The following is a 16,766-nucleotide window of genomic DNA, read 5'->3' as shown; positions in this document are numbered from 1 at the left end:
GTCGATCATCACCTTCTTGGCGCGACCGAGCATGTTGAGCGTGACGTTCTCGAGCTTGATGCCGAGGTCTTCCGAGATCGCCTGGCCGCCGGTCAGGATCGCGATGTCCTGGAGCATGGCCTTGCGGCGATCGCCGAAGCCCGGAGCCTTGACGGCCGCGACCTTGAGGCCGCCGCGGAGGCGGTTCACGACCAGGGTCGCGAGCGCTTCGCCTTCCACGTCCTCGGCGACGATGACCAGCGGCTTGCCGGTCTGCACAACGGCCTCGAGCAGCGGCAGCAGCTCGTTCAGCGAGGAGAGCTTCTTCTCGTTGATGAGGATGTAGGCGTCGTCCATCTCAACGCGCATCTTGTCGGCGTTGGTGACAAAGTAGGGCGAGATGTAACCGCGGTCGAACTGCATGCCCTCGACGACGTCGAGCTCGGTCTCCAGCGACTTGGCTTCCTCGACGGTGATCACGCCCTCGTTGCCGACCTTCTTCATGGCGTCGGAGAGGAACTTGCCGATTTCGGCGTCGCCGTTGGCGGAAATGGTGCCGACCTGGGCGATTTCGTCGTTCGAGGTAACCTTCTTCGAGTTCTTCTCGAGGTCTGCCACCACGGCTTCGACCGCGAGGTCGATACCGCGCTTGAGATCCATCGGGTTCATGCCGGCGGCGACAGACTTGGCGCCTTCCTTCACGATCGCGGCCGCGAGCACGGTCGCGGTAGTGGTGCCGTCGCCGGCCGCGTCAGCGGACTTGGAGGCAACTTCGCGCACCATCTGGGCGCCCATGTTCTCGAACTTGTCCTCGAGCTCGATCTCCTTGGCGACGGTGACGCCGTCCTTGGTGATGCGGGGAGCGCCGAACGACTTGTCGAGCACGACGTTGCGGCCCTTGGGACCGAGCGTGACCTTCACCGCGTTGGCGAGGATGTCGACGCCGCGCAGCATCTTGTCGCGCGCCTCAACCGAGAATTTGACTTCTTTGGCTGCCATCTGGATTTTTCCTTGAAATTTAAAGGGAAGGGAGCGGGGCTCTTAAGCCGCCTTCTTCTTGGACTCGCTGACTTCGAGAACGCCCATAACGTCGCTCTCCTTCATGATCAGCAGATCCTGTCCGTCGATCTTGACCTCGGTGCCGGACCACTTGCCGAACAGCACGCGGTCGCCGACCTTGAGGTCGATCGGGATCAGCTTGCCGGACTCGTCGCGGCCACCGGGGCCGACGGCGATGACTTCGCCCTGGGAGGGCTTTTCCTTGGCAGTGTCGGGAATGATGATGCCGCCAGCGGTCTTCTCTTCTGCGTCGATGCGCTTGACCACGACGCGGTCGTGAAGCGGACGGAATTTCATGCAGTCCTCCTAAGCAATTGCAAGAGTTGAGGAATTCGAGGTTGTTAGCAGTCGTTGCCCGCGAGTGCTAGCACAGGCGAGGAAGAAATAGAACAGGAATTTTGCGGGGGCAAGGGCTTCTAGCAGAAAATTAGCACCCGAAAGCGCGGACTGCCAGAATCTCTTTCACATCGTTAACGGTGCGCCGGGCCGTATTAGCACGGAGCCGCATCTGCTGCTAACGCATTGAATTTCAACAGCTTGTTAAACTTTTGGGCTTGAGATGAATTGTCAGTTTGCGTCACATTTCTCACATGTGAGCGCATCAGTACCGGGTGGCTCGTAAGGCGCACACCGACCAGGCCGCCCCTTGAATGCGCTCCTGCAAAGGAGGTTTGGCATGGGACTGCAGAGTGGGGGCGTTTCCGAGGATTTCCGGAAGCAGATGCTGGGTTACGGGCTGACGACGGCGCAAATTCTCTATCGGATGCCGGATCATCCGTCGCTGCTCCAGACTTACGTCTGGCAGAATTACGACATGTTTCCGAAATTTCCGGCGCTGAAGGATTTCCTGGCGTTCTGGCAGGAAAGGCTCGACGGCCCCCTGCACTCGGTTACCGTGGCGCATTGCAAGCTGATCAAGCCGGCCGAACTCCGCGCTGTCGACGGCGTGTTCCGGCTGCATTGAGATCGAGCACCGGCTTCGTAGGCGAGCAAAGGCGCGCTCGCGCCGCGCCCACCGTCTCCGCGACTGCTTCTCGCAATGGTGGGCACGTTTCGCTTTGCCCCCGCTACATCATCTCGTTCTGTGCTAGTCTCGCCGCATAATAACAAGCAACGGGAGGCGGGCCGATGGTCAAAAAAGTAAGATCGCGCAGCGCAGCGCAAGCCGCGGTGAAGAAGCGGAGTGGAGCCAAGGCCGCAGCTCGATCCGCGGCGCGCAAGGCAGTGAAGGCGAAGGCGCGTATGCTCGCTCAGAGCAAACCCGCCCGGCCCAAGCAGCGCATCGCCATCAGCCATCACCGCGAAGAGGATTTCAAAGCCGACGGCCTGCGCGCCTATGCCAAATATCGCGACCTTGGCATCGCCGATGCGACCCATGGCCTGGCGCAAGCGCATGTCATCCGTCTGCAAGGCCCGTGTAATCCGGCCGAGGTCTCAAAGCTTCACTATCACGATGTCGAATTCCAGATGGTTTACGTGCTCAAGGGCTGGGTGAAGACTTATATGGACGGGCAGGGCGAGACCTTGATGAAAGAGGGCAGCGCCTGGACCCAGCCGCCGAAGATCAAGCACATGATTCTGGATTACTCGGACGATGTGGAATTGCTGGAGGTGATCCTGCCGGCGGAGTTCAAGACGGTGGAGTTGAAGGCGTAGGCGCTATTGTTGGAGGGGCGCAGGCCTCTCAACTCGTCATTGCGAGGAGCCCTTGCGACGAAGCAATCCAGAATCTCTCCGCGGATGCAGACTGCATTGCTTCGCTTCGCTCGCAATGACAAGCGGAGAGAAGTCTAGTTCAATACCCCCACCACCGCTCCCATCAGGCACGTCGTCAGCGTCCCCGACACGATCGACTTCAGCCCCAGCGCGTTGATCTCCTCGCGCCGCTCCGGCGCCATCACCCCTAAGCCGCCGATCATGATGCCGAGGCTGGCGAAATTGGCGAAGCCGCACATCGCGTAGAGCATGATCAGGCGCGAGCGCGGATCGAGCGCGTCGGGCGGCAGTTTTGAGAAGTCGACATAGGCAATCAATTCGTTGAGCACGGTTTTCGTGCCCATCAAGCTGCCGGCGGTGACCGCCTGGTCCCATGGCAATCCCATCAGCCAGCACACCGGCGCCATCGCGAGGCCCAGCAGGCGCTGCAACGAGATCGCGGCGCCGCCGATATCGGGCAGCAGGCCAAGGATGGCGTTGACGAGATAGACCAGAGCCACCAGCACCAGCAGCATTGCGACGATGTTGAGCAGCAGCTCGAGGCCCGCGGTGGTGCCCTTCACGATCGCGTCCATCGTGCCGGAGACCTCCATCTCGGGATTTTCCAGCGCGCCGCCGGTGCGTCTGTCGGATGTCTCGGGCACCATGATCAGACTGACGAGGATCGCGGCCGGCGCGCCCAGCACGGAGGCAATGACGAAGTGCGCGGCGGCATCGGGGATAAGGGGTGCCAGCAGCGTCGCATAGAGCACCAGCACGGTGCCGGCGATGCCGGCCATGCCGCCGGTCATCACCAGGAACAATTCGCTGCGGGTCATCTGCTTCAGATACGGCCGCACGAACAGGGGCGCCTCGACCATGCCGAGAAAGATGTTGGCGGCGGTCGACAGCCCCACGGCGCCGCCGACCCCTAAGGTGCGCTCCAGCAGCCAGGCCATGCCCCGCACGATCGGCGGCAGCACCCGCCAATAGAACAGCAGCGTCGTCAGCACGCTCATCACCAGCACGATCGGCAGCGCCTGGAACGCCAGGATGAAATCCGCAGCGGGCACTTTGACCTCGAAGGGCAGGGCGCCGCCACCGATATAGCCGAACACGAACGAGGAGCCGGCGCGCGAGGCCGCGGAGATCGCGCCGACCGCGTCGTTGATGGCGCCGAAGGCGCGCGCGACCGCGGGTAACTTCAGGAGGACGATGGCGGTGACGAAGGTGACGAAGAGGCCGATCGCCGCCTGCCGCAGCGATACGGCGCGGCGATTCTCTGCGAGCGCGAAGGCGATCAGCAGCAATGCGAAAATGCCGAGTGCCGATTGCAAGCGCAGCATGATGTCCCCAAAGCCTCAATGATTATGGCCGCGCCTGCGTTGCAAAGGCAATGCCGGGACATGCGGGAGGCGTCCCGCTGTTGACAAGCCGGTCCCCCTCAGTCACGCGGGGGCGCGTCGAGATCAGGGCACGGACGGTCCGAGGGTGACCCAAAAGACGATCCAAGAGGTGGTCGAAGCGGCGATGCCAGAGCAGTCAATATCCGGTAATCCGCCGGTCAGTGCCCGCGCGCTCCTCGCCCACCGCGCCTTCCTGTTCTTCCTGCTCTCGCGCAGCCTGTCGCGTTTCTCCAGCCAGATCGCGGCGGTCGCGATCGGCTGGCAGATCTACGATCTCACCGGCTCGGCCTTCGATCTCGGCATGGTCGGCCTCGTGCAGTTTCTGCCCACCGCGCTGCTCGTGTTCGTCGCCGGCCATGCCGCCGACCGCTACGAGCGCAAGCGCGTCGTCCAGCTCTGTCAGCTCGTGGAAGCGGCAACCGCACTCTATCTCGCTGTGATCACCTATCTCGGCGCGGTCGGCGAGGTGCAGATCTTCGTCGCAACCTTCGTGCTCGGCATTGCCGGCGCCTTCGAGAGCCCGACCACGGCGGCGCTGCTGCCGCTGATCGCACCGCAAGGTTCTCTCCAGCGCGCCACCGCGGTCTCCAGCGGCGCGGCGCAGGTCGCGACCATTACGGGGCCCGCGCTCGGCGGCTTTGCCTATGCGGTGGCGCCGCATCTCGCCTATGCAGTGATGGTGCTGTTCTGGATCCTTGGGATGATCTTGACCGGCTTCATCCGGCCGCGTCCGCAGGCGGTCGCCAAGGAAGGGACGAACTCGGACAACATCTTTGCCGGTGTCCGCTTCATCCGCAGTAATCCTGCGATCCTCGGCACCATCTCGCTTGATCTGTTCGCAGTGTTGTTCGGCGGCGTGACGGCGCTGCTGCCGATCTATGCCCGCGACGTCCTCCAGACCGGGCCAGTCGGGCTCGGCGTGCTGCGTGCGGCACCTGCGGTTGGCGCGCTCTTGATGACCATGGTGCTGGCGCGTCACGCCGTCTCGCGGCATGTGGGCCTGCGCATGTTTCAGGCCGTGATCGTGTTCGGTGTCGCCACGATCGTATTCGCGCTGTCGTCCTGGATGTGGCTCTCGGTGCTCGCGCTCGCCGTTCTCGGCGCCGCCGACACGATTAGCGTCGTGATCCGTTTCTCACTGGTGCAGCTGTCCACGCCCGACGAGATGCGCGGCCGGGTCGGAGCGGTGAATTTCCTCTTCATCAATGCCTCGAACCAGCTCGGCCAGTTCGAGAGCGGCCTCACCGCCGCCCTGTTCGGCGCCATGCCCGCCGCTGCGCTCGGCGGCGTCGCCACCGTCGCGGTGGCGCTCCTGTGGATGAAGCTGTTCCCGAGCCTGCGCCAGGTGGAGAGTTTGGAGTAACACTCCGCCCTTCGACGCGTGATTGCGAGGAGCTCGCGACAAAATTGCGTAGCAATTTTGCGCTGATGCGACGAAGCAAGCCAGAATCCCTCCGCAGAGAAATCCTGGATTGGTTCGCCGCGCTCGCAAGGATGATTGTGGAGGCGCTGCGTTCTTTGTTTACCCCCGCCCCACGAACGGCATCTTGGTCGCCATCACCGTCATGGTCAGCACATTGGCGTCGAGCGGCAAACTCGCCATGTAGGCGACGGCATCGCCGACCGCCTTGGCATCCATGCGCGGCTCGTGCTTGGTGGTGCCGTCGGGCTGGAGCACGCCGGGACCGTTGACCATGCGGTCGGTCATCGGGGTGGCGGCATTGCCGATATCAACCTGGCCGACCGCGATGTCATACATGCGGCCGTCAAGATTGGACGCCTTGGTGAGACCCGTGATGGCGTGCTTGGTCGAGGTGTAGGCGGCAGAGAACGGCCGCGGCGCGTGTGCCGAGATCGAACCATTGTTGATGATACGGCCGCCGCGCGGGGTCTGGTCCTTCATGATGCGGAAGGCGTGCTGAGTGCACAGGAACGGGCCGGTGAGGTTGGTGTTCACTACCGCCTGCCACTGCTCAAGGCTGAGATCCTCGAAGTTGACGGCCGGCGCGCCCATGCCGGCGTTGTTGAAGAGCAGGTCGAGGCGGCCATAGGTCTCCTTCACCTTGGCAAACAGCGCCGCGATCGAGTCCGGTTTGGTCATGTCGGCGGTGACACACAGGCTTTTTCCTGCGGGGCCGAGCTTTGCGGTCTCCTCGAGCATGTCGAGCCTGCGCCCGACCAGCACCACGGTGAAGCCGGTGTTCATCAGCGCCAGCGACGCCGCACGCCCGACACCGGTGCCGGCGCCCGTCACCACTGCGATCTTTTTTGCTTCACTCATCGTTTCCTGCCTTTTGTCATGCTGTCAGGTTTTGGGTTCTTTTTCGTTCTTGTAGGGCGGGCGCGGAATGTTCTGATGTGCGGCGCGCAACGCCGCCGACCAGCGCGAGCGCAAATCGTGGAAATAGGGCTCGCCCGCCTCGATGCGGTGATTGAGATCGGCCTCGCAGGCATCGTTGCGCACCACCAGCACGTCGATCGGCAGGCCGACGCCGAGGTTCGAGCGCATGGTGGAGTCCATCGAGATCAGGCCGGTCTTCAGCGCCTCGTAAAGCTCGACGTCGTAGTGCATGGCGCGGTCGAGCACCGGCTTGCCGTATTTGTGCTCGCCGATCTGCAAGTACGGCGTATCTGTGGTGCACTCGATGAAATTGCCCGCGGTGTAGATCATGAACAGGCGCATCCGGGAACCCTTGATCTGGCCGCCGAACAGGAAGGAGACGTCGAAGGAAACGTCCTCGGACTTCAGCGCCGGACCTTCGGTCGCGTGCACGGCCCGGATCGCCCGGCCGATGCGCTGGGCGGCCTGGAACATGGTCGGCGCGTTCATCAGCGTCTCGATCTCGCCCGTGTCGGGGTCCTCCAGGCCTTCCGTCAGCGTCGACAGCACCGACTGGCTGATGGCGAGGTTGCCGGCGCTGGCGATCGCCATGATGCGCTCGCCGGGCTTGGAGAAGATGTGCAGCTTGCGGAAGGTCGAGACGTTGTCGAGGCCGGCATTGGTGCGGGTGTCGGCGATCATCACCAGACCGTCCCGAACCAGGATTCCGCAACAATAGGTCATTTCCAGTCCCCGAACGCGTTTGCGCGGAATTACTAGCCAATTTCGGGAGCCGCTCCAACCCCGATTCCTAGGGATCATGTCGTCATTCCGGGGCGCCGGAAATCCATTCCTCCGCTAACTCTGCGGCCAATGGATTTCGGGCTCGTGCTGAGGCACGCCCGGAACGACGAGTTAGCTTTGCCGCTGTGACTGCGATTGCGACTGCCCGCCGCGGCCGGCCTGCTCGACCTTGACCGCCACCGCCAGAGTCTCCGTGCCGCCGCCATAGCGGGTACCGCGCACGGGGGCTGCGCCGAGATAATCGAGTCCGATCGCGACGCGGACATGGGCGTCGGTGGCGCAGATGCTGTTGGCGGGATCGAAGCCGACCCAGCCGAGATCGGGCACGTAGGCCTCCGCCCAGGCGTGGCCGGCCTCCTGGTGCACCGTACCGTCAGAGCGCAGGAAGTGTCCGGAGACGAAGCGCGCCGGCACGCCGCCGCTGCGTGCGCAGGCGATGAAGATGTGCGCGTAGTCCTGGCAGACCCCGCGCTTGAGCGTGAACGCCTCCGCCGCCGAGGTGCCGCTGTTGGTCGGGTCCTCGTCGAAGGTCATGTGATCGCCGATCTCGGTCATCAACGTGTGCAGGAAGCCGAGCGTGTCGCTCTCGGCCTCGCTGCGCAACTGGCGCGCAACCGCCATCATCGCTGGATTGACGGAGGTGAGGTCGGTTGAGCGCAGAAACATGCCGGCCGGAAAGCGCTCGTCCGTGCCGCGCAGCACGCCGCCGGTGTCGTGGGTCTCGATCAGGCCTTCGGCGGTGATCTTGATGTCGCCGACGGGACCGCAGGACAGCACATGGGTGACGTTGCCGAACGCGTCCTCGTGCGTGTCGAGCTTGGTGTCCGTCGAGACGTCGATCTGCCATTCCGCCACGTATTGCCCGTCATGGCTGCCGGGCGTCATGCGCAGGATCTGGATCACGCTGGTCGCCGGCGGCTCGTAGCGATAGGTCGTGGTGTGCTGGATTCGCAGGCGCATGGTGATTAACTTGCTCCGTCATTCCGGGATGGCCCGAAGGACCAGACCCGGAATCTCGAGATTCTCAGGTGCGCAATTGCGCACCATAGTTCGCCCTTCGGGCGCCCCGGAATGACAGCCTGTATCAGATCAAATACTGCTTCGTGATGATTTCGCCCAGCCTTGAATTGTCCGTAATGAATTCCTGAATGAATTCATGCACGCCGTGCTGGAAAATGTCGTTCATATTGCTGTGTTCCAGCCGGTTGCGGATGCCGCGGGCGTGGCGCTGAGCGGGGCCCTGGCGGCCATAGGCGACGCCGATCTGGTCGAGGTTGCGCACGAGATTGCCGTAGCAGCTTGCCAGCGAGCGCGGCAGCGTGTCGTTGAGGATGAGCAGGTCTGCGATCAGCCACGGTTTAAGCGTCTCGCGATAGACCCAGTGATAGGCCGTCAGCGCCGAGACCGAGCGCAGAATCGAGCTCCACTGATAGAAGTCGAGCGGGCCGCCGACATGCTCTTTCTCGGGCAAGAGCACGTGATACTTCACATCGAGGATGCGCGCGGTGTTGTCGGCGCGTTCGAGATGCACGCCCATCCGCGAGAACCAGTAGGCGTCGTTGCGCAGCATGGTCCGGTAGGCCGACCCGTCGAAGCGCAGCGAGGTCTCCTGCACGAAGCGCAGGAATTTTGCGAGGTCCTCCCGCGTGGAGGTGCCCTTGCTCCAGACCGCCTGAAGCTCGATCCAGGCCGAGTTGATGGTGTCCCACATCTCGCTGGTGAGCGCGGTGCGCACCGAGCGCGAGTTGAGGCGGGCCGCCTCGATGCAGTTCTTGATCGAGGACGGGTTTGCCGCCGAGAACGAGAGGTAATCGACGACGTTGTGCTCGTTGGCTTCCTCATATTGCTGATAGAAACTGCCGGCGACACCGGCGGTGAGCAGCGCCGAGTCCCATTCATTGGTCTTGCCGATATAGGCGGCGGGAAGCGCGGTGACGCGCAGCGTCGCATCGATGGTGCGCGCGAGGTACTCGGCCCGTTCGACGTAGCGAGCGAGCCAGTAGAGGTTTTCGGCGGTACGCGACAGCATCTCTACTCGTCCAAAATCCAGGTGTCCTTGGTGCCGCCGCCCTGGCTGGAATTGACGACCAGAGAGCCTTCCTTCAGTGCAACGCGTGTCAGCCCGCCCGGCACGATCGTGGTGCGCTTGCTGCCCGTGAGCACGAAAGGCCGCAGGTCGACATGGCGCGGGGCGAGGCCGCTTGCGGTACAGGTCGGGCAGGTGGAGAGCGCCAGCGTCGGTTGCGCGATGAAGCCTTCCGGCTCACGCTTCAGTTTTTCGCGGAAGGCCTCGATCGTGGCTTTCGTCGCGGCGGGGCCGATCAGCATGCCGTAGCCGCCGGAGCCATGGACTTCCTTGACGACGAGTTCGCCCAGATTGTCCAGCACATAGGCGAGATCCTTCGGCTCGCGGCAGCGCCAGGTCGGCACGTTCTTCAGGATCGGCTCCTCGCCAAGATAGAATTTTACGATGTCGGGCATGTAGGAGTAGATCGCCTTGTCGTCGGCGATGCCGGTGCCGACAGCATTGGCGAGCGTGATGTTGCCGGCCGCATAGGCCGACATCAGGCCCGGCACGCCGAGCACGGAGTCGGGGCGGAAGGTGAGCGGATCGAGGAAATCGTCGTCGACGCGGCGGTAGATCACGTCGACCCGCTTCAACCCCTCCGTCGTCCGCATGAACACTTCGTTGTTCTTGACAATGAGGTCGCGGCCCTCGACCAGCTCGATGCCGAGCTTGTCGGCCAAGAACGAGTGCTCGTAATAGGCGGAGTTGTAGACGCCGGGCGTGAGCAGGGCGACCGTCGGCTCGCCGGAGGCGCTTTGCGGCGCGACCGAGCGCAGCGCCGCGAGAAGCTCGTCCGGATAGCGTTCGACCGGCGCCACCCTGTGGCGGGCGAACAGATCCGGAAACAGCCGCATCATGATCTCGCGGTTTTCCAGCATGTAGGACACGCCCGAAGGCGTCCGCGCATTATCCTCCAGCACGATGAAGTCTTCAGCGTCGGTCCGGACGATGTCGATGCCGGCGATGTGCACATAGACATCGTGCGGCACCTGCTGGCCGTTCATCTCGGGCCGGAACACCGGGTTCTGGAAGATCAGGTCGTCGGGCACGATTTCGGCGCGAAGGATATCGCGGCCGTGATAGATGTCGCGCAAAAACATGTTGAGCGCACGCACGCGCTGCTTCAGGCCCTTCTCCAGCAGCGCCCATTCCTTGCCGGACATGATCCGCGGGATCACGTCGAATGGGATCAGGCGCTCGGTCGACTCGGCTTCGCCATAGACCGCAAAGGTGATGCCGATGCGGCGGAACAGCAACTCCGCCTCCTGGCGGCGATATTCGAGGGCCTCGGGAGGCGTCTCCTTGAGCCAGCGCGCCAGCTCCTGATAAGCAGGCCGCAGGTCGCCGCCGGGAATATTCATTTCATCAAACGCGACTGCCATAGATCCCGACTGTTCTCCCAGGCGTTGCGGCATGAGCCAAGTCGCGCCGGCCTTGGTGGAGACCGCAACGTCCTGTGGCCATGCGGCAAGAGTGCATGACTTTCATGTGGTAGCAAGGGGCGGGCCAGCGCGATAAGCATGGAGGATGGGCATTTGCCGAGGATGGCCGGCGGCTTGCCTGAAAAAATGGCTGAGGACTGCTTATTTCGGCGGCAAAACCGCGTGACTTCAACGCGTTACCTCGGCAAAGTTGGCGCCACAGGTGAGGGACAGTTTTATGAGCGAGATCGTCACGGCGGGCATTCTGGTCATTGGGGACGAAATCCTGTCCGGCCGAACCAAGGACAAGAACATCGGGTTCATCGCCGAATACCTGACCAATATCGGCATCGACCTCAAGGAAGTCCGGATCGTCTCCGACGACGAGGACGACATCATCGCCGCGTTGAATGCACTGCGGCAGCGCTACACCTATGTCTTCACCACCGGCGGCATCGGCCCGACCCATGACGACATTACTGCCGACAGCGTCGCCAAGGCCTTCGGCGTCGGCATCGACCATCACCCGGAGGTGGTCGCCCGCTTCCGCGAGCGCTGGAGCGAGCAGGACCTCAACGAGGCCCGCTTGCGCATGGCTCGCATCCCTGACGGTGCTGAGCTGATCCAGAGCGCGACCATCCTCGCTCCGGGCTTCAAGATCGGCAATGTCATCGTGATGGCCGGCGTGCCCTCGATCATGCAGGCGATGATGGACATCGTCTCGCCCAAGCTGAAATCCGGCGTACGCATGCTTTCCGAATCGGTCCGCGCCAATGCGCGCGAGGGCGACATCGGCAGCCCGCTGCGCGCGATCGCGGCCGCCCATCCCGACACCATCATCGGCAGCTATCCCTTCATGGATGAGGAGCAAAGGCCGAACACCAATCTGGTGGTGCGCTCGCGCGATGCGGATAAGCTCGCGGCGGCGATGTCGGCGGTGAAGGAAATGCTGGCGGGATTGAACATCACCCGCTAAAGCGCCCGGCTTGCCGGACGTTTTACGAAGCAGGAGACGACAATGGCGGGTGAATCACCGGAACTGAGCGCGCAGGAGCGGGCGGGCAAGGCCTTCCCGGTCTCCTGGGACCAATTCCACCGGGATTGCCGGGCGCTGAGCTGGCGTCTCAACGAGGTCGGTCCGTTCCATGCAGTGATCGCGATCACCCGCGGCGGCCTGGTGCCGGCCGCGATCGTGGCGCGCGAGCTCGGCGTGCGCGTGATCGATACGGTCTGCATCGCCAGCTACGACCACAACAAGCAGGGCGAGCTTCAGGTCCTCAAGAGTATTTCCGAGGCGGCGATGAAGCTCGGCGGCGGCACCGGAAAGGGGCTTCTAATCGTCGACGACCTTGTCGATACCGGAAAGACCGGCAAGCTGGTGCGCGAGATGCTGCCCAATGCGCATTTCGCCACCGTCTACGCCAAGCCGATGGGGCGTCCGCTGGTTGATACCTTCATCACGGAAGTGTCGCAGGATACCTGGATCTTCTTCCCCTGGGACACTGCGCTGTCCTACCACCCGCCGCTTCGCGACGGGGCCGCGTGAGAGACGAAGTCATTCCGGAGCGATGCGAAGCATCGAACCCGGAATCTCGAGATTCCGGGATCGGTCCTGCGGACCGCCCCGGAATGACGTCGGTTTAACGGGCGGAGGCAGCCATGCCCCTGCAAAATCGCGTCACGCCGACTGGTGAGATCATTGCCACGCCCCATCGCGGCCTGTTCACCGGCAATCGCGGCATCATCCATGATCCCGCGACGAAGACGCTGCTTCGGAAGCGGTGGTCGTCGCCGGCCTGGCTCACCTGCACTTGCGAATTCCGCGGACGGCGCCGCGAGGTGATGGCACAGCGAAGCTGGACCGAGCTGTTCTTCCTGGACGAGGCCACTGCGCTCGCCGCCGGCCATCGCCCCTGCTTCTATTGCCGCCGCGACGATGCCAATCGCTTCCGGGCTGCGTGGGAAAAGGGCAATCGCGTGCACGGCGTCCGCATGCACGACATCGACACGGTGCTGCATCATGAGCGGCTCGATCACGGCAGCAAACGACTGCACGTACTGCTGGTGCCGCTCGACCAGCTCCCCGACGGCGCAATGGTTCAGCAGGGCGAGGAGAGTTTTCTGGTGATGCGGGGCAGGGCGCTGTTGTGGTCGCCGGCGGGTTATACCGCGGTCGAGCGTCAGCTTGGCGAAGCGACGTTACTGACACCGCCCTCGACGCTGCGCACATTGAACTCCGGCTACGCGCCCGTGTTGCATCCGACGGCGCTGCCTTAGCACAGCGCGCCCTTGCCATTACCCGAGTTTCTCGCGCGCCAGCGCCGCGCCGGCGCCGAGCTCCATCAGCTTGGCTTCGGCGATCTCCCGCCGCATCGGCGCCATGCCGCAATTGGTGGTGGCGATGATGTTGCTCTTCGGGACGAATTTCGACACTGCCTCGATCACCTTCACGACGTCGTCCGCCGTCTCCACCGTGTCGCTGGCTACGTCGATCACGCCGGCCTGCACAATCTTGGTCTTGAGCAGCGCCAGCAGGTCGAGCGGCACCTTCGAATTGCGGCACTCGATCGCGACCTGCTGGATCGGGCTGGCATCGATTGCCGGGAAGATCTGCTCATACTGCCGCCATTGGCTGCCGAGCGTCGCCTTCCAGTCAGTGTTGGCCTTGATGCCGTAGCCATAGCAGATGTGCACGGCGGTGGCGCAGGTGAGACCCTGCGCCGCGTGCTCCAGCGCCTTGATGCCCCAGTCGTTGACCTCGTCCATATAGACGTTGAAGGCGGGCTCGTCGAACTGCACGAGATCGACGCCGTCGGCCTGGAGCGCCTTGGCCTCTTCGTTCAGCAGCTCGGCGAAAGCGAACGCCATCTTCACGCGGTCGCCGTAATAGCGGTCCGCAATCGTGTCGATGATGGTCATGGGGCCGGGCAGCGTGAATTTCAGCTTCTTTTTCGTGTGCGAGCGCGCGACGCGCGCCTCGTCGGCATGAACGCGGCCCTTGAGCCGGAGCGGAGCGACTACCTGCGGCACCATCGCCTTGTAGCGGTCCTTGCGAATGCCCATCTCGACCTTGTGCGCGAAGTCGATGCCTTCGACCTTCTCCAGGAAGCCGTGCACGAAATGCTGGCGGGCCTGCTCGCCCTCGGTGACGATGTCGATGCCGGCGTCCTCCTGGATCTTCAGCCAGATCAGCGTCGCGTCGCGCTTGGCGCGCAAGAGCTCCTCGCCCTGCGATTTCCAGGGCGCCCACAGCATGTTGGGCTCGGCGAGCCATTCCGGCTTCGGCAAGGAGCCGGCGATCGTGGTTGGAAACAGCATGGCGGCCTCCCGGCGGGTTATGTTGCGCCTCTTCCTGCCATGTCTTAACGTCGAGGTACAGAACGACAAAAGTCGTCAACCCCGCGACGCCGGACCGGAAACGCCATGATCGAATTCTTCTTCGACTGTTCCAGCCCCTGGACCTATCTCGCCTTTCACAACATCCAGCCGCTGGCGAAGGAGCTCGGCGCGGAGATCATCTGGCGGCCGATCCTGGTCGGCGGCATCTTCAACACGGTCAATCCGAGCGTCTACGCGCAGCGCGAAAAGCCGGTGCCGCTCAAGGCGCGTTACATGAAGAAGGATCTCGCCGATTGGGCGCGCTCGGCAGGCCTGTCGATCAAGATGCCGCCGACCGTGTTTCCCGTGAACAGCGTCAAGGCGATGCGCGGCTGCATCTGGCTCGGCAATCACATGGTGCCGTTCGCCGCGGCCGTGTTCGAGACCTACTGGGGCGAGGACAGGGACATCTCGCAGGACGCGGTGCTCGCCGACATCTGCAAGAAGGTCGGCATCGACGAGCAGAAATTTTTCGCCGGCATCGCAGAGCAGGGCATCAAAGACCAGCTCAAGGCCAATACCGAAGAGGTCGTGGCGCGTGGCGGTTTCGGCTCGCCGACGATCTTCGTCGGCAAGACCGACATGTACTTTGGCAACGACCGCCTGCCGCTGATCCGCGAGGCGCTGCAGCGTCAAAAGGCGAGTGCGGCCTGATGGTGCGGGCCGTCATCTGCCGCGAACTCGGCGCGCCCGAGACGTTGCGGCTGGAGGAGTTTCCGTCGCCGCCGCTAAAGCCCGGCGAAGTGCGCGTTGCGATCCGCGCTGCCGGCCTGAACTTTCCCGACGTGCTGATGGCGGCTGGCGAATATCAGCTCAAGCCGGAGCTGCCGTTCACGCCCGGCATGGAAGCTGCCGGGGACGTCATCGAGGTGGGTGCGGAGGCGAGGGGCGTTGCCGTCGGCGACAAGGTCATCGTGAAGATGCGCCACGGCGCCTTCACGGATGAAGCGGTGGTGACGCCATCGCAACTCACCCCTAAGCCGTCCACTTTCGACTATGCTGAGGCCGCGACCTATCTCGCTGGTCATGGCACGGCCTATCATGCACTGATCGATCGCGGCCGGGTCGCGCCGGGCGAGGTGCTGCTGGTGCATGGCGCCGGCGGCGGCGTCGGTCTCGCGGCCGTCGAGATCGGCAAGATGCTGGGTGCGACCGTGATCGCAACCGCCTCCAGCGACGAGAAGCTGGCGATCGCGAAATCGCGCGGCGCCGATCATCTCGTCCGCTACGATCGTGAGCCGTTTCGCGATGCTGTCAAGCACATCACCGACGGCCGCGGCGCGGATGTGGTGTTCGATCCCGTCGGCGGCCAGGTGTTCGAGGATTCGATGCGTTGCATCGCCTGGGGCGCGCGATTGCTGGTGATTGGCTTTACCGGCGGCATCGGTTCGGCCAAGACCAATCTCCTGTTGATCAAGGGCGCGAGCGTGTTAGGCGTGCGCGCCGGCGAAGCGGTTCGAAGGAATCCCGCACTCGGCGACGTGCGCCTGAAGGCGCTGCTGCAATGGGCGGAGGAGGGCAAGCTGCGTCCCAACGTCTCGCATCGCCTGCCGCTGGAAGACTATGCAAAGGCGATGCGATTGCTGATCGAGCGCAAGGCGATCGGCCGCGTGGCGCTGGTGATGGATTGAGTTTTACCACCGTCATTCCGGGGCGCCCGAAGGGCGAACCCGGAATCGAGATTCCGGGTTCTCGCTTCGCGAGCCCCGGAATGACCGTGAACTATTTATATTCCCGCTCGGTCCACCACGGGAAATAGTCCGGCATATCGCTGGACACCTTGTTCTTGAATTGCGCCGGACGCTTTTCCAGGAACGACACCACGCCTTCCTTCACATCGTCGGAGCGGCCGCGGGCGTATATGCCGCGGCTGTCGATCTTGTGCGCCTCCATCGGATCGTCCGCGCCCATCATGCGCCACATCATCTGGCGGATCAGGGCGATCGAGACCGGCGCGGTCTTGGCGGCAAATTCCTGGGCAAGCGCGCGCGCCGTCGGCAGGAGATCATCGGGCGGCACGACCTTGCTGACGAGACGGCCGGAGAGCGCTTCCTGTGCCGGGAAGACGCGGCCGGAATAGCACCATTCCAGCGCCTGCGAGATGCCGACGATGCGCGGCAGGAACCAGCTCGAGGCGGCCTCCGGCACGATGCCGCGCTGGGAGAACACGAAGCCGAAGCGAGCGGCATCCGAGGCGATGCGGATGTCCATCGCGAGCTGCATGGTGACGCCGATGCCGACGGCAGGGCCGTTCACGGCAGCGATGACGGGCTTCAAGCATTTGAATATGCGTAGCGTCACCTGGCCGCCGCCGTCGCGCACCTGCGGATCGCTGTAATCGACCTTGCCGTCGGCGAGCCGCTTCACCGGCCCGCGGCGCGCGTCGCGGTCGAACGTATCCGCGCCGGACGAAAGATCGGCGCCCGCGCAAAAGCCGCGGCCCGCGCCGGTGACGATGATGGCGCGGATATTGTCGTCCTTGTCGGCGGCGTCGAACGCGTCGATCAGCTCTGCTTGCATCTGTGCGTTGAAGGCGTTGAGCTTGTCGGGCCGGTTCAGCGTGATGGTGAGGATCTGCTCGGCGACCTCGTACTTGATCGTCTCATAGGCCATGGTGGTTTCCTTCCCTTGTCATT

Annotated in this window: 18 protein-coding genes; 8 read left to right on the top strand and 10 right to left on the bottom strand. The window is 63.6% G+C overall.

Features of this window, described 5'->3' with window-relative positions; genetic code table 11:
* On the bottom strand, positions 1-978 hold a 978-nt coding region (gene groEL / locus IVA96_RS29330; RefSeq protein WP_247420748.1), incomplete at its 3' end, for a chaperonin GroEL.
* Between the two features lie 42 nt (positions 979-1,020).
* Positions 1,021-1,335, bottom strand: a complete 315-nt coding sequence (locus tag IVA96_RS29325; RefSeq protein ID WP_247280104.1) for a co-chaperone GroES — start codon at positions 1,333-1,335, stop codon at positions 1,021-1,023.
* 379 nt (positions 1,336-1,714) lie between these two features.
* Here IVA96_RS29325 and IVA96_RS29320 point away from each other — a divergent pair, with 379 nt between their 5' ends.
* Together IVA96_RS29320 and IVA96_RS29315 are read left to right on the top strand one after the other, a co-directional pair.
* Complete coding sequence (locus IVA96_RS29320; RefSeq protein WP_247280103.1) at positions 1,715-2,002, top strand: usg protein; 288 nt, start codon at positions 1,715-1,717, stop codon at positions 2,000-2,002.
* A 164-nt stretch (positions 2,003-2,166) separates the two neighbouring features.
* A complete protein-coding gene (locus tag IVA96_RS29315; RefSeq protein ID WP_247280102.1) occupies positions 2,167-2,694 on the top strand; it encodes a cupin domain-containing protein in 528 nt (175 codons plus the stop codon).
* 134 nt (positions 2,695-2,828) lie between these two features.
* Here IVA96_RS29315 and IVA96_RS29310 read toward each other — a convergent pair whose 3' ends face one another.
* The gene (locus tag IVA96_RS29310; protein ID WP_247420744.1) at positions 2,829-4,079 is read right to left on the bottom strand and encodes a nucleoside transporter C-terminal domain-containing protein; all 1,251 of its coding nucleotides are present in this window, start codon (positions 4,077-4,079) and stop codon (positions 2,829-2,831) included.
* A gap of 184 nt (positions 4,080-4,263) precedes the next feature.
* Here IVA96_RS29310 and IVA96_RS29305 point away from each other — a divergent pair, with 184 nt between their 5' ends.
* A complete protein-coding gene (locus IVA96_RS29305; RefSeq protein WP_247280100.1) occupies positions 4,264-5,502 on the top strand; it encodes an MFS transporter in 1,239 nt (412 codons plus the stop codon).
* 159 nt (positions 5,503-5,661) lie between these two features.
* Here IVA96_RS29305 and IVA96_RS29300 read toward each other — a convergent pair whose 3' ends face one another.
* From IVA96_RS29300 to IVA96_RS29280, 5 genes are all read right to left on the bottom strand, one after another.
* Positions 5,662-6,420, bottom strand: coding sequence for an SDR family oxidoreductase (locus tag IVA96_RS29300; RefSeq protein WP_247280099.1), 759 nt, complete (start codon positions 6,418-6,420; stop codon positions 5,662-5,664).
* 24 nt (positions 6,421-6,444) lie between these two features.
* Positions 6,445-7,203 carry a proteasome-type protease gene (locus IVA96_RS29295; protein ID WP_247280098.1) on the bottom strand — a complete coding sequence of 253 codons (759 nt, stop codon included), beginning with the start codon at positions 7,201-7,203 and terminating at the stop codon, positions 6,445-6,447.
* A 171-nt stretch (positions 7,204-7,374) separates the two neighbouring features.
* Positions 7,375-8,223 carry a transglutaminase family protein gene (locus IVA96_RS29290; RefSeq protein ID WP_247280097.1) on the bottom strand — a complete coding sequence of 283 codons (849 nt, stop codon included), beginning with the start codon at positions 8,221-8,223 and terminating at the stop codon, positions 7,375-7,377.
* 124 nt (positions 8,224-8,347) lie between these two features.
* Entirely contained in the window at positions 8,348-9,292 is a 945-nt protein-coding gene (locus IVA96_RS29285; protein ID WP_247280096.1) for an alpha-E domain-containing protein, read from the bottom strand.
* 2 nt (positions 9,293-9,294) lie between these two features.
* Positions 9,295-10,713, bottom strand: a complete 1,419-nt coding sequence (locus IVA96_RS29280) for a circularly permuted type 2 ATP-grasp protein (RefSeq protein ID WP_247280095.1) — start codon at positions 10,711-10,713, stop codon at positions 9,295-9,297.
* Between the two features lie 277 nt (positions 10,714-10,990).
* Between IVA96_RS29280 and IVA96_RS29275 the strand changes: the two genes are divergently transcribed.
* From IVA96_RS29275 to IVA96_RS29265, 3 genes are all read left to right on the top strand, one after another.
* Positions 10,991-11,728 (top strand): molybdopterin-binding protein, encoded by a 738-nt coding sequence (locus IVA96_RS29275; RefSeq protein ID WP_247280094.1) that lies wholly within the window; start codon positions 10,991-10,993, stop codon positions 11,726-11,728.
* Positions 11,729-11,770: 42 nt separating this feature from the next.
* Positions 11,771-12,298 (top strand): xanthine phosphoribosyltransferase, encoded by a 528-nt coding sequence (gpt, locus tag IVA96_RS29270; protein ID WP_247280093.1) that lies wholly within the window; start codon positions 11,771-11,773, stop codon positions 12,296-12,298.
* Positions 12,299-12,411: 113 nt separating this feature from the next.
* Positions 12,412-13,029: a hypothetical protein gene (locus IVA96_RS29265; RefSeq protein ID WP_247280092.1), complete on the top strand. Its 618-nt coding sequence runs from the start codon at positions 12,412-12,414 to the stop codon at positions 13,027-13,029.
* A gap of 18 nt (positions 13,030-13,047) precedes the next feature.
* On the opposite strand, the gene IVA96_RS29260 is transcribed toward IVA96_RS29265, so the two are convergent.
* On the bottom strand, positions 13,048-14,070 hold the full coding sequence (locus IVA96_RS29260) for a methionine synthase (protein WP_247420738.1): 1,023 nt from the start codon (positions 14,068-14,070) through the stop codon (positions 13,048-13,050).
* 105 nt (positions 14,071-14,175) lie between these two features.
* On the opposite strand from IVA96_RS29260, the gene IVA96_RS29255 reads away from it, so the two are divergent.
* Together IVA96_RS29255 and IVA96_RS29250 are read left to right on the top strand one after the other, a co-directional pair.
* Positions 14,176-14,784: a 2-hydroxychromene-2-carboxylate isomerase gene (locus IVA96_RS29255; RefSeq protein ID WP_247280090.1), complete on the top strand. Its 609-nt coding sequence runs from the start codon at positions 14,176-14,178 to the stop codon at positions 14,782-14,784.
* The gene (locus IVA96_RS29250; RefSeq protein ID WP_247280089.1) at positions 14,784-15,761 is read left to right on the top strand and encodes an NADPH:quinone oxidoreductase family protein; all 978 of its coding nucleotides are present in this window, start codon (positions 14,784-14,786) and stop codon (positions 15,759-15,761) included. Before IVA96_RS29255 ends, IVA96_RS29250 begins: the two co-directional genes overlap by 1 nt.
* A 91-nt stretch (positions 15,762-15,852) precedes the next feature.
* Here the strand turns inward: IVA96_RS29250 and IVA96_RS29245 are convergent, their stop codons facing one another.
* The gene (locus tag IVA96_RS29245) at positions 15,853-16,743 is read right to left on the bottom strand and encodes a crotonase/enoyl-CoA hydratase family protein (RefSeq protein ID WP_247280088.1); all 891 of its coding nucleotides are present in this window, start codon (positions 16,741-16,743) and stop codon (positions 15,853-15,855) included.
* Positions 16,744-16,766 lie beyond the last annotated feature (23 nt).

Source organism: Bradyrhizobium sp. 159 (assembly GCF_023073795.1).
Lineage (GTDB): Bacteria > Pseudomonadota > Alphaproteobacteria > Rhizobiales > Xanthobacteraceae > Bradyrhizobium.
The sequence above is the reverse complement of the archived record's forward strand: the minus strand, read 5'-3'. Positions and strand labels throughout refer to the sequence as shown.

Excerpts from the sequence above, each read along its gene's own strand:
- IVA96_RS29325 (WP_247280104.1), bottom strand. The coding sequence starts at position 1,335 with ATGAAATTCCGTCCGCTTCACGACCGCGTCGTGGTCAAGCGCATCGAC.
- IVA96_RS29320 (WP_247280103.1), top strand. The coding sequence starts at position 1,715 with ATGGGACTGCAGAGTGGGGGCGTTTCCGAGGATTTCCGGAAGCAGATG.
- IVA96_RS29315 (WP_247280102.1), top strand. The coding sequence starts at position 2,167 with ATGGTCAAAAAAGTAAGATCGCGCAGCGCAGCGCAAGCCGCGGTGAAG.
- IVA96_RS29310 (WP_247420744.1), bottom strand. The coding sequence starts at position 4,079 with ATGCTGCGCTTGCAATCGGCACTCGGCATTTTCGCATTGCTGCTGATC.
- IVA96_RS29305 (WP_247280100.1), top strand. The coding sequence starts at position 4,264 with ATGCCAGAGCAGTCAATATCCGGTAATCCGCCGGTCAGTGCCCGCGCG.
- IVA96_RS29300 (WP_247280099.1), bottom strand. The coding sequence starts at position 6,420 with ATGAGTGAAGCAAAAAAGATCGCAGTGGTGACGGGCGCCGGCACCGGT.
- IVA96_RS29295 (WP_247280098.1), bottom strand. The coding sequence starts at position 7,203 with ATGACCTATTGTTGCGGAATCCTGGTTCGGGACGGTCTGGTGATGATC.
- IVA96_RS29290 (WP_247280097.1), bottom strand. The coding sequence starts at position 8,223 with ATGCGCCTGCGAATCCAGCACACCACGACCTATCGCTACGAGCCGCCG.
- IVA96_RS29285 (WP_247280096.1), bottom strand. The coding sequence starts at position 9,292 with ATGCTGTCGCGTACCGCCGAAAACCTCTACTGGCTCGCTCGCTACGTC.
- IVA96_RS29280 (WP_247280095.1), bottom strand. The coding sequence starts at position 10,713 with ATGGCAGTCGCGTTTGATGAAATGAATATTCCCGGCGGCGACCTGCGG.
- IVA96_RS29275 (WP_247280094.1), top strand. The coding sequence starts at position 10,991 with ATGAGCGAGATCGTCACGGCGGGCATTCTGGTCATTGGGGACGAAATC.
- gpt (WP_247280093.1), top strand. The coding sequence starts at position 11,771 with ATGGCGGGTGAATCACCGGAACTGAGCGCGCAGGAGCGGGCGGGCAAG.
- IVA96_RS29265 (WP_247280092.1), top strand. The coding sequence starts at position 12,412 with ATGCCCCTGCAAAATCGCGTCACGCCGACTGGTGAGATCATTGCCACG.
- IVA96_RS29260 (WP_247420738.1), bottom strand. The coding sequence starts at position 14,070 with ATGCTGTTTCCAACCACGATCGCCGGCTCCTTGCCGAAGCCGGAATGG.
- IVA96_RS29255 (WP_247280090.1), top strand. The coding sequence starts at position 14,176 with ATGATCGAATTCTTCTTCGACTGTTCCAGCCCCTGGACCTATCTCGCC.
- IVA96_RS29250 (WP_247280089.1), top strand. The coding sequence starts at position 14,784 with ATGGTGCGGGCCGTCATCTGCCGCGAACTCGGCGCGCCCGAGACGTTG.
- IVA96_RS29245 (WP_247280088.1), bottom strand. The coding sequence starts at position 16,743 with ATGGCCTATGAGACGATCAAGTACGAGGTCGCCGAGCAGATCCTCACC.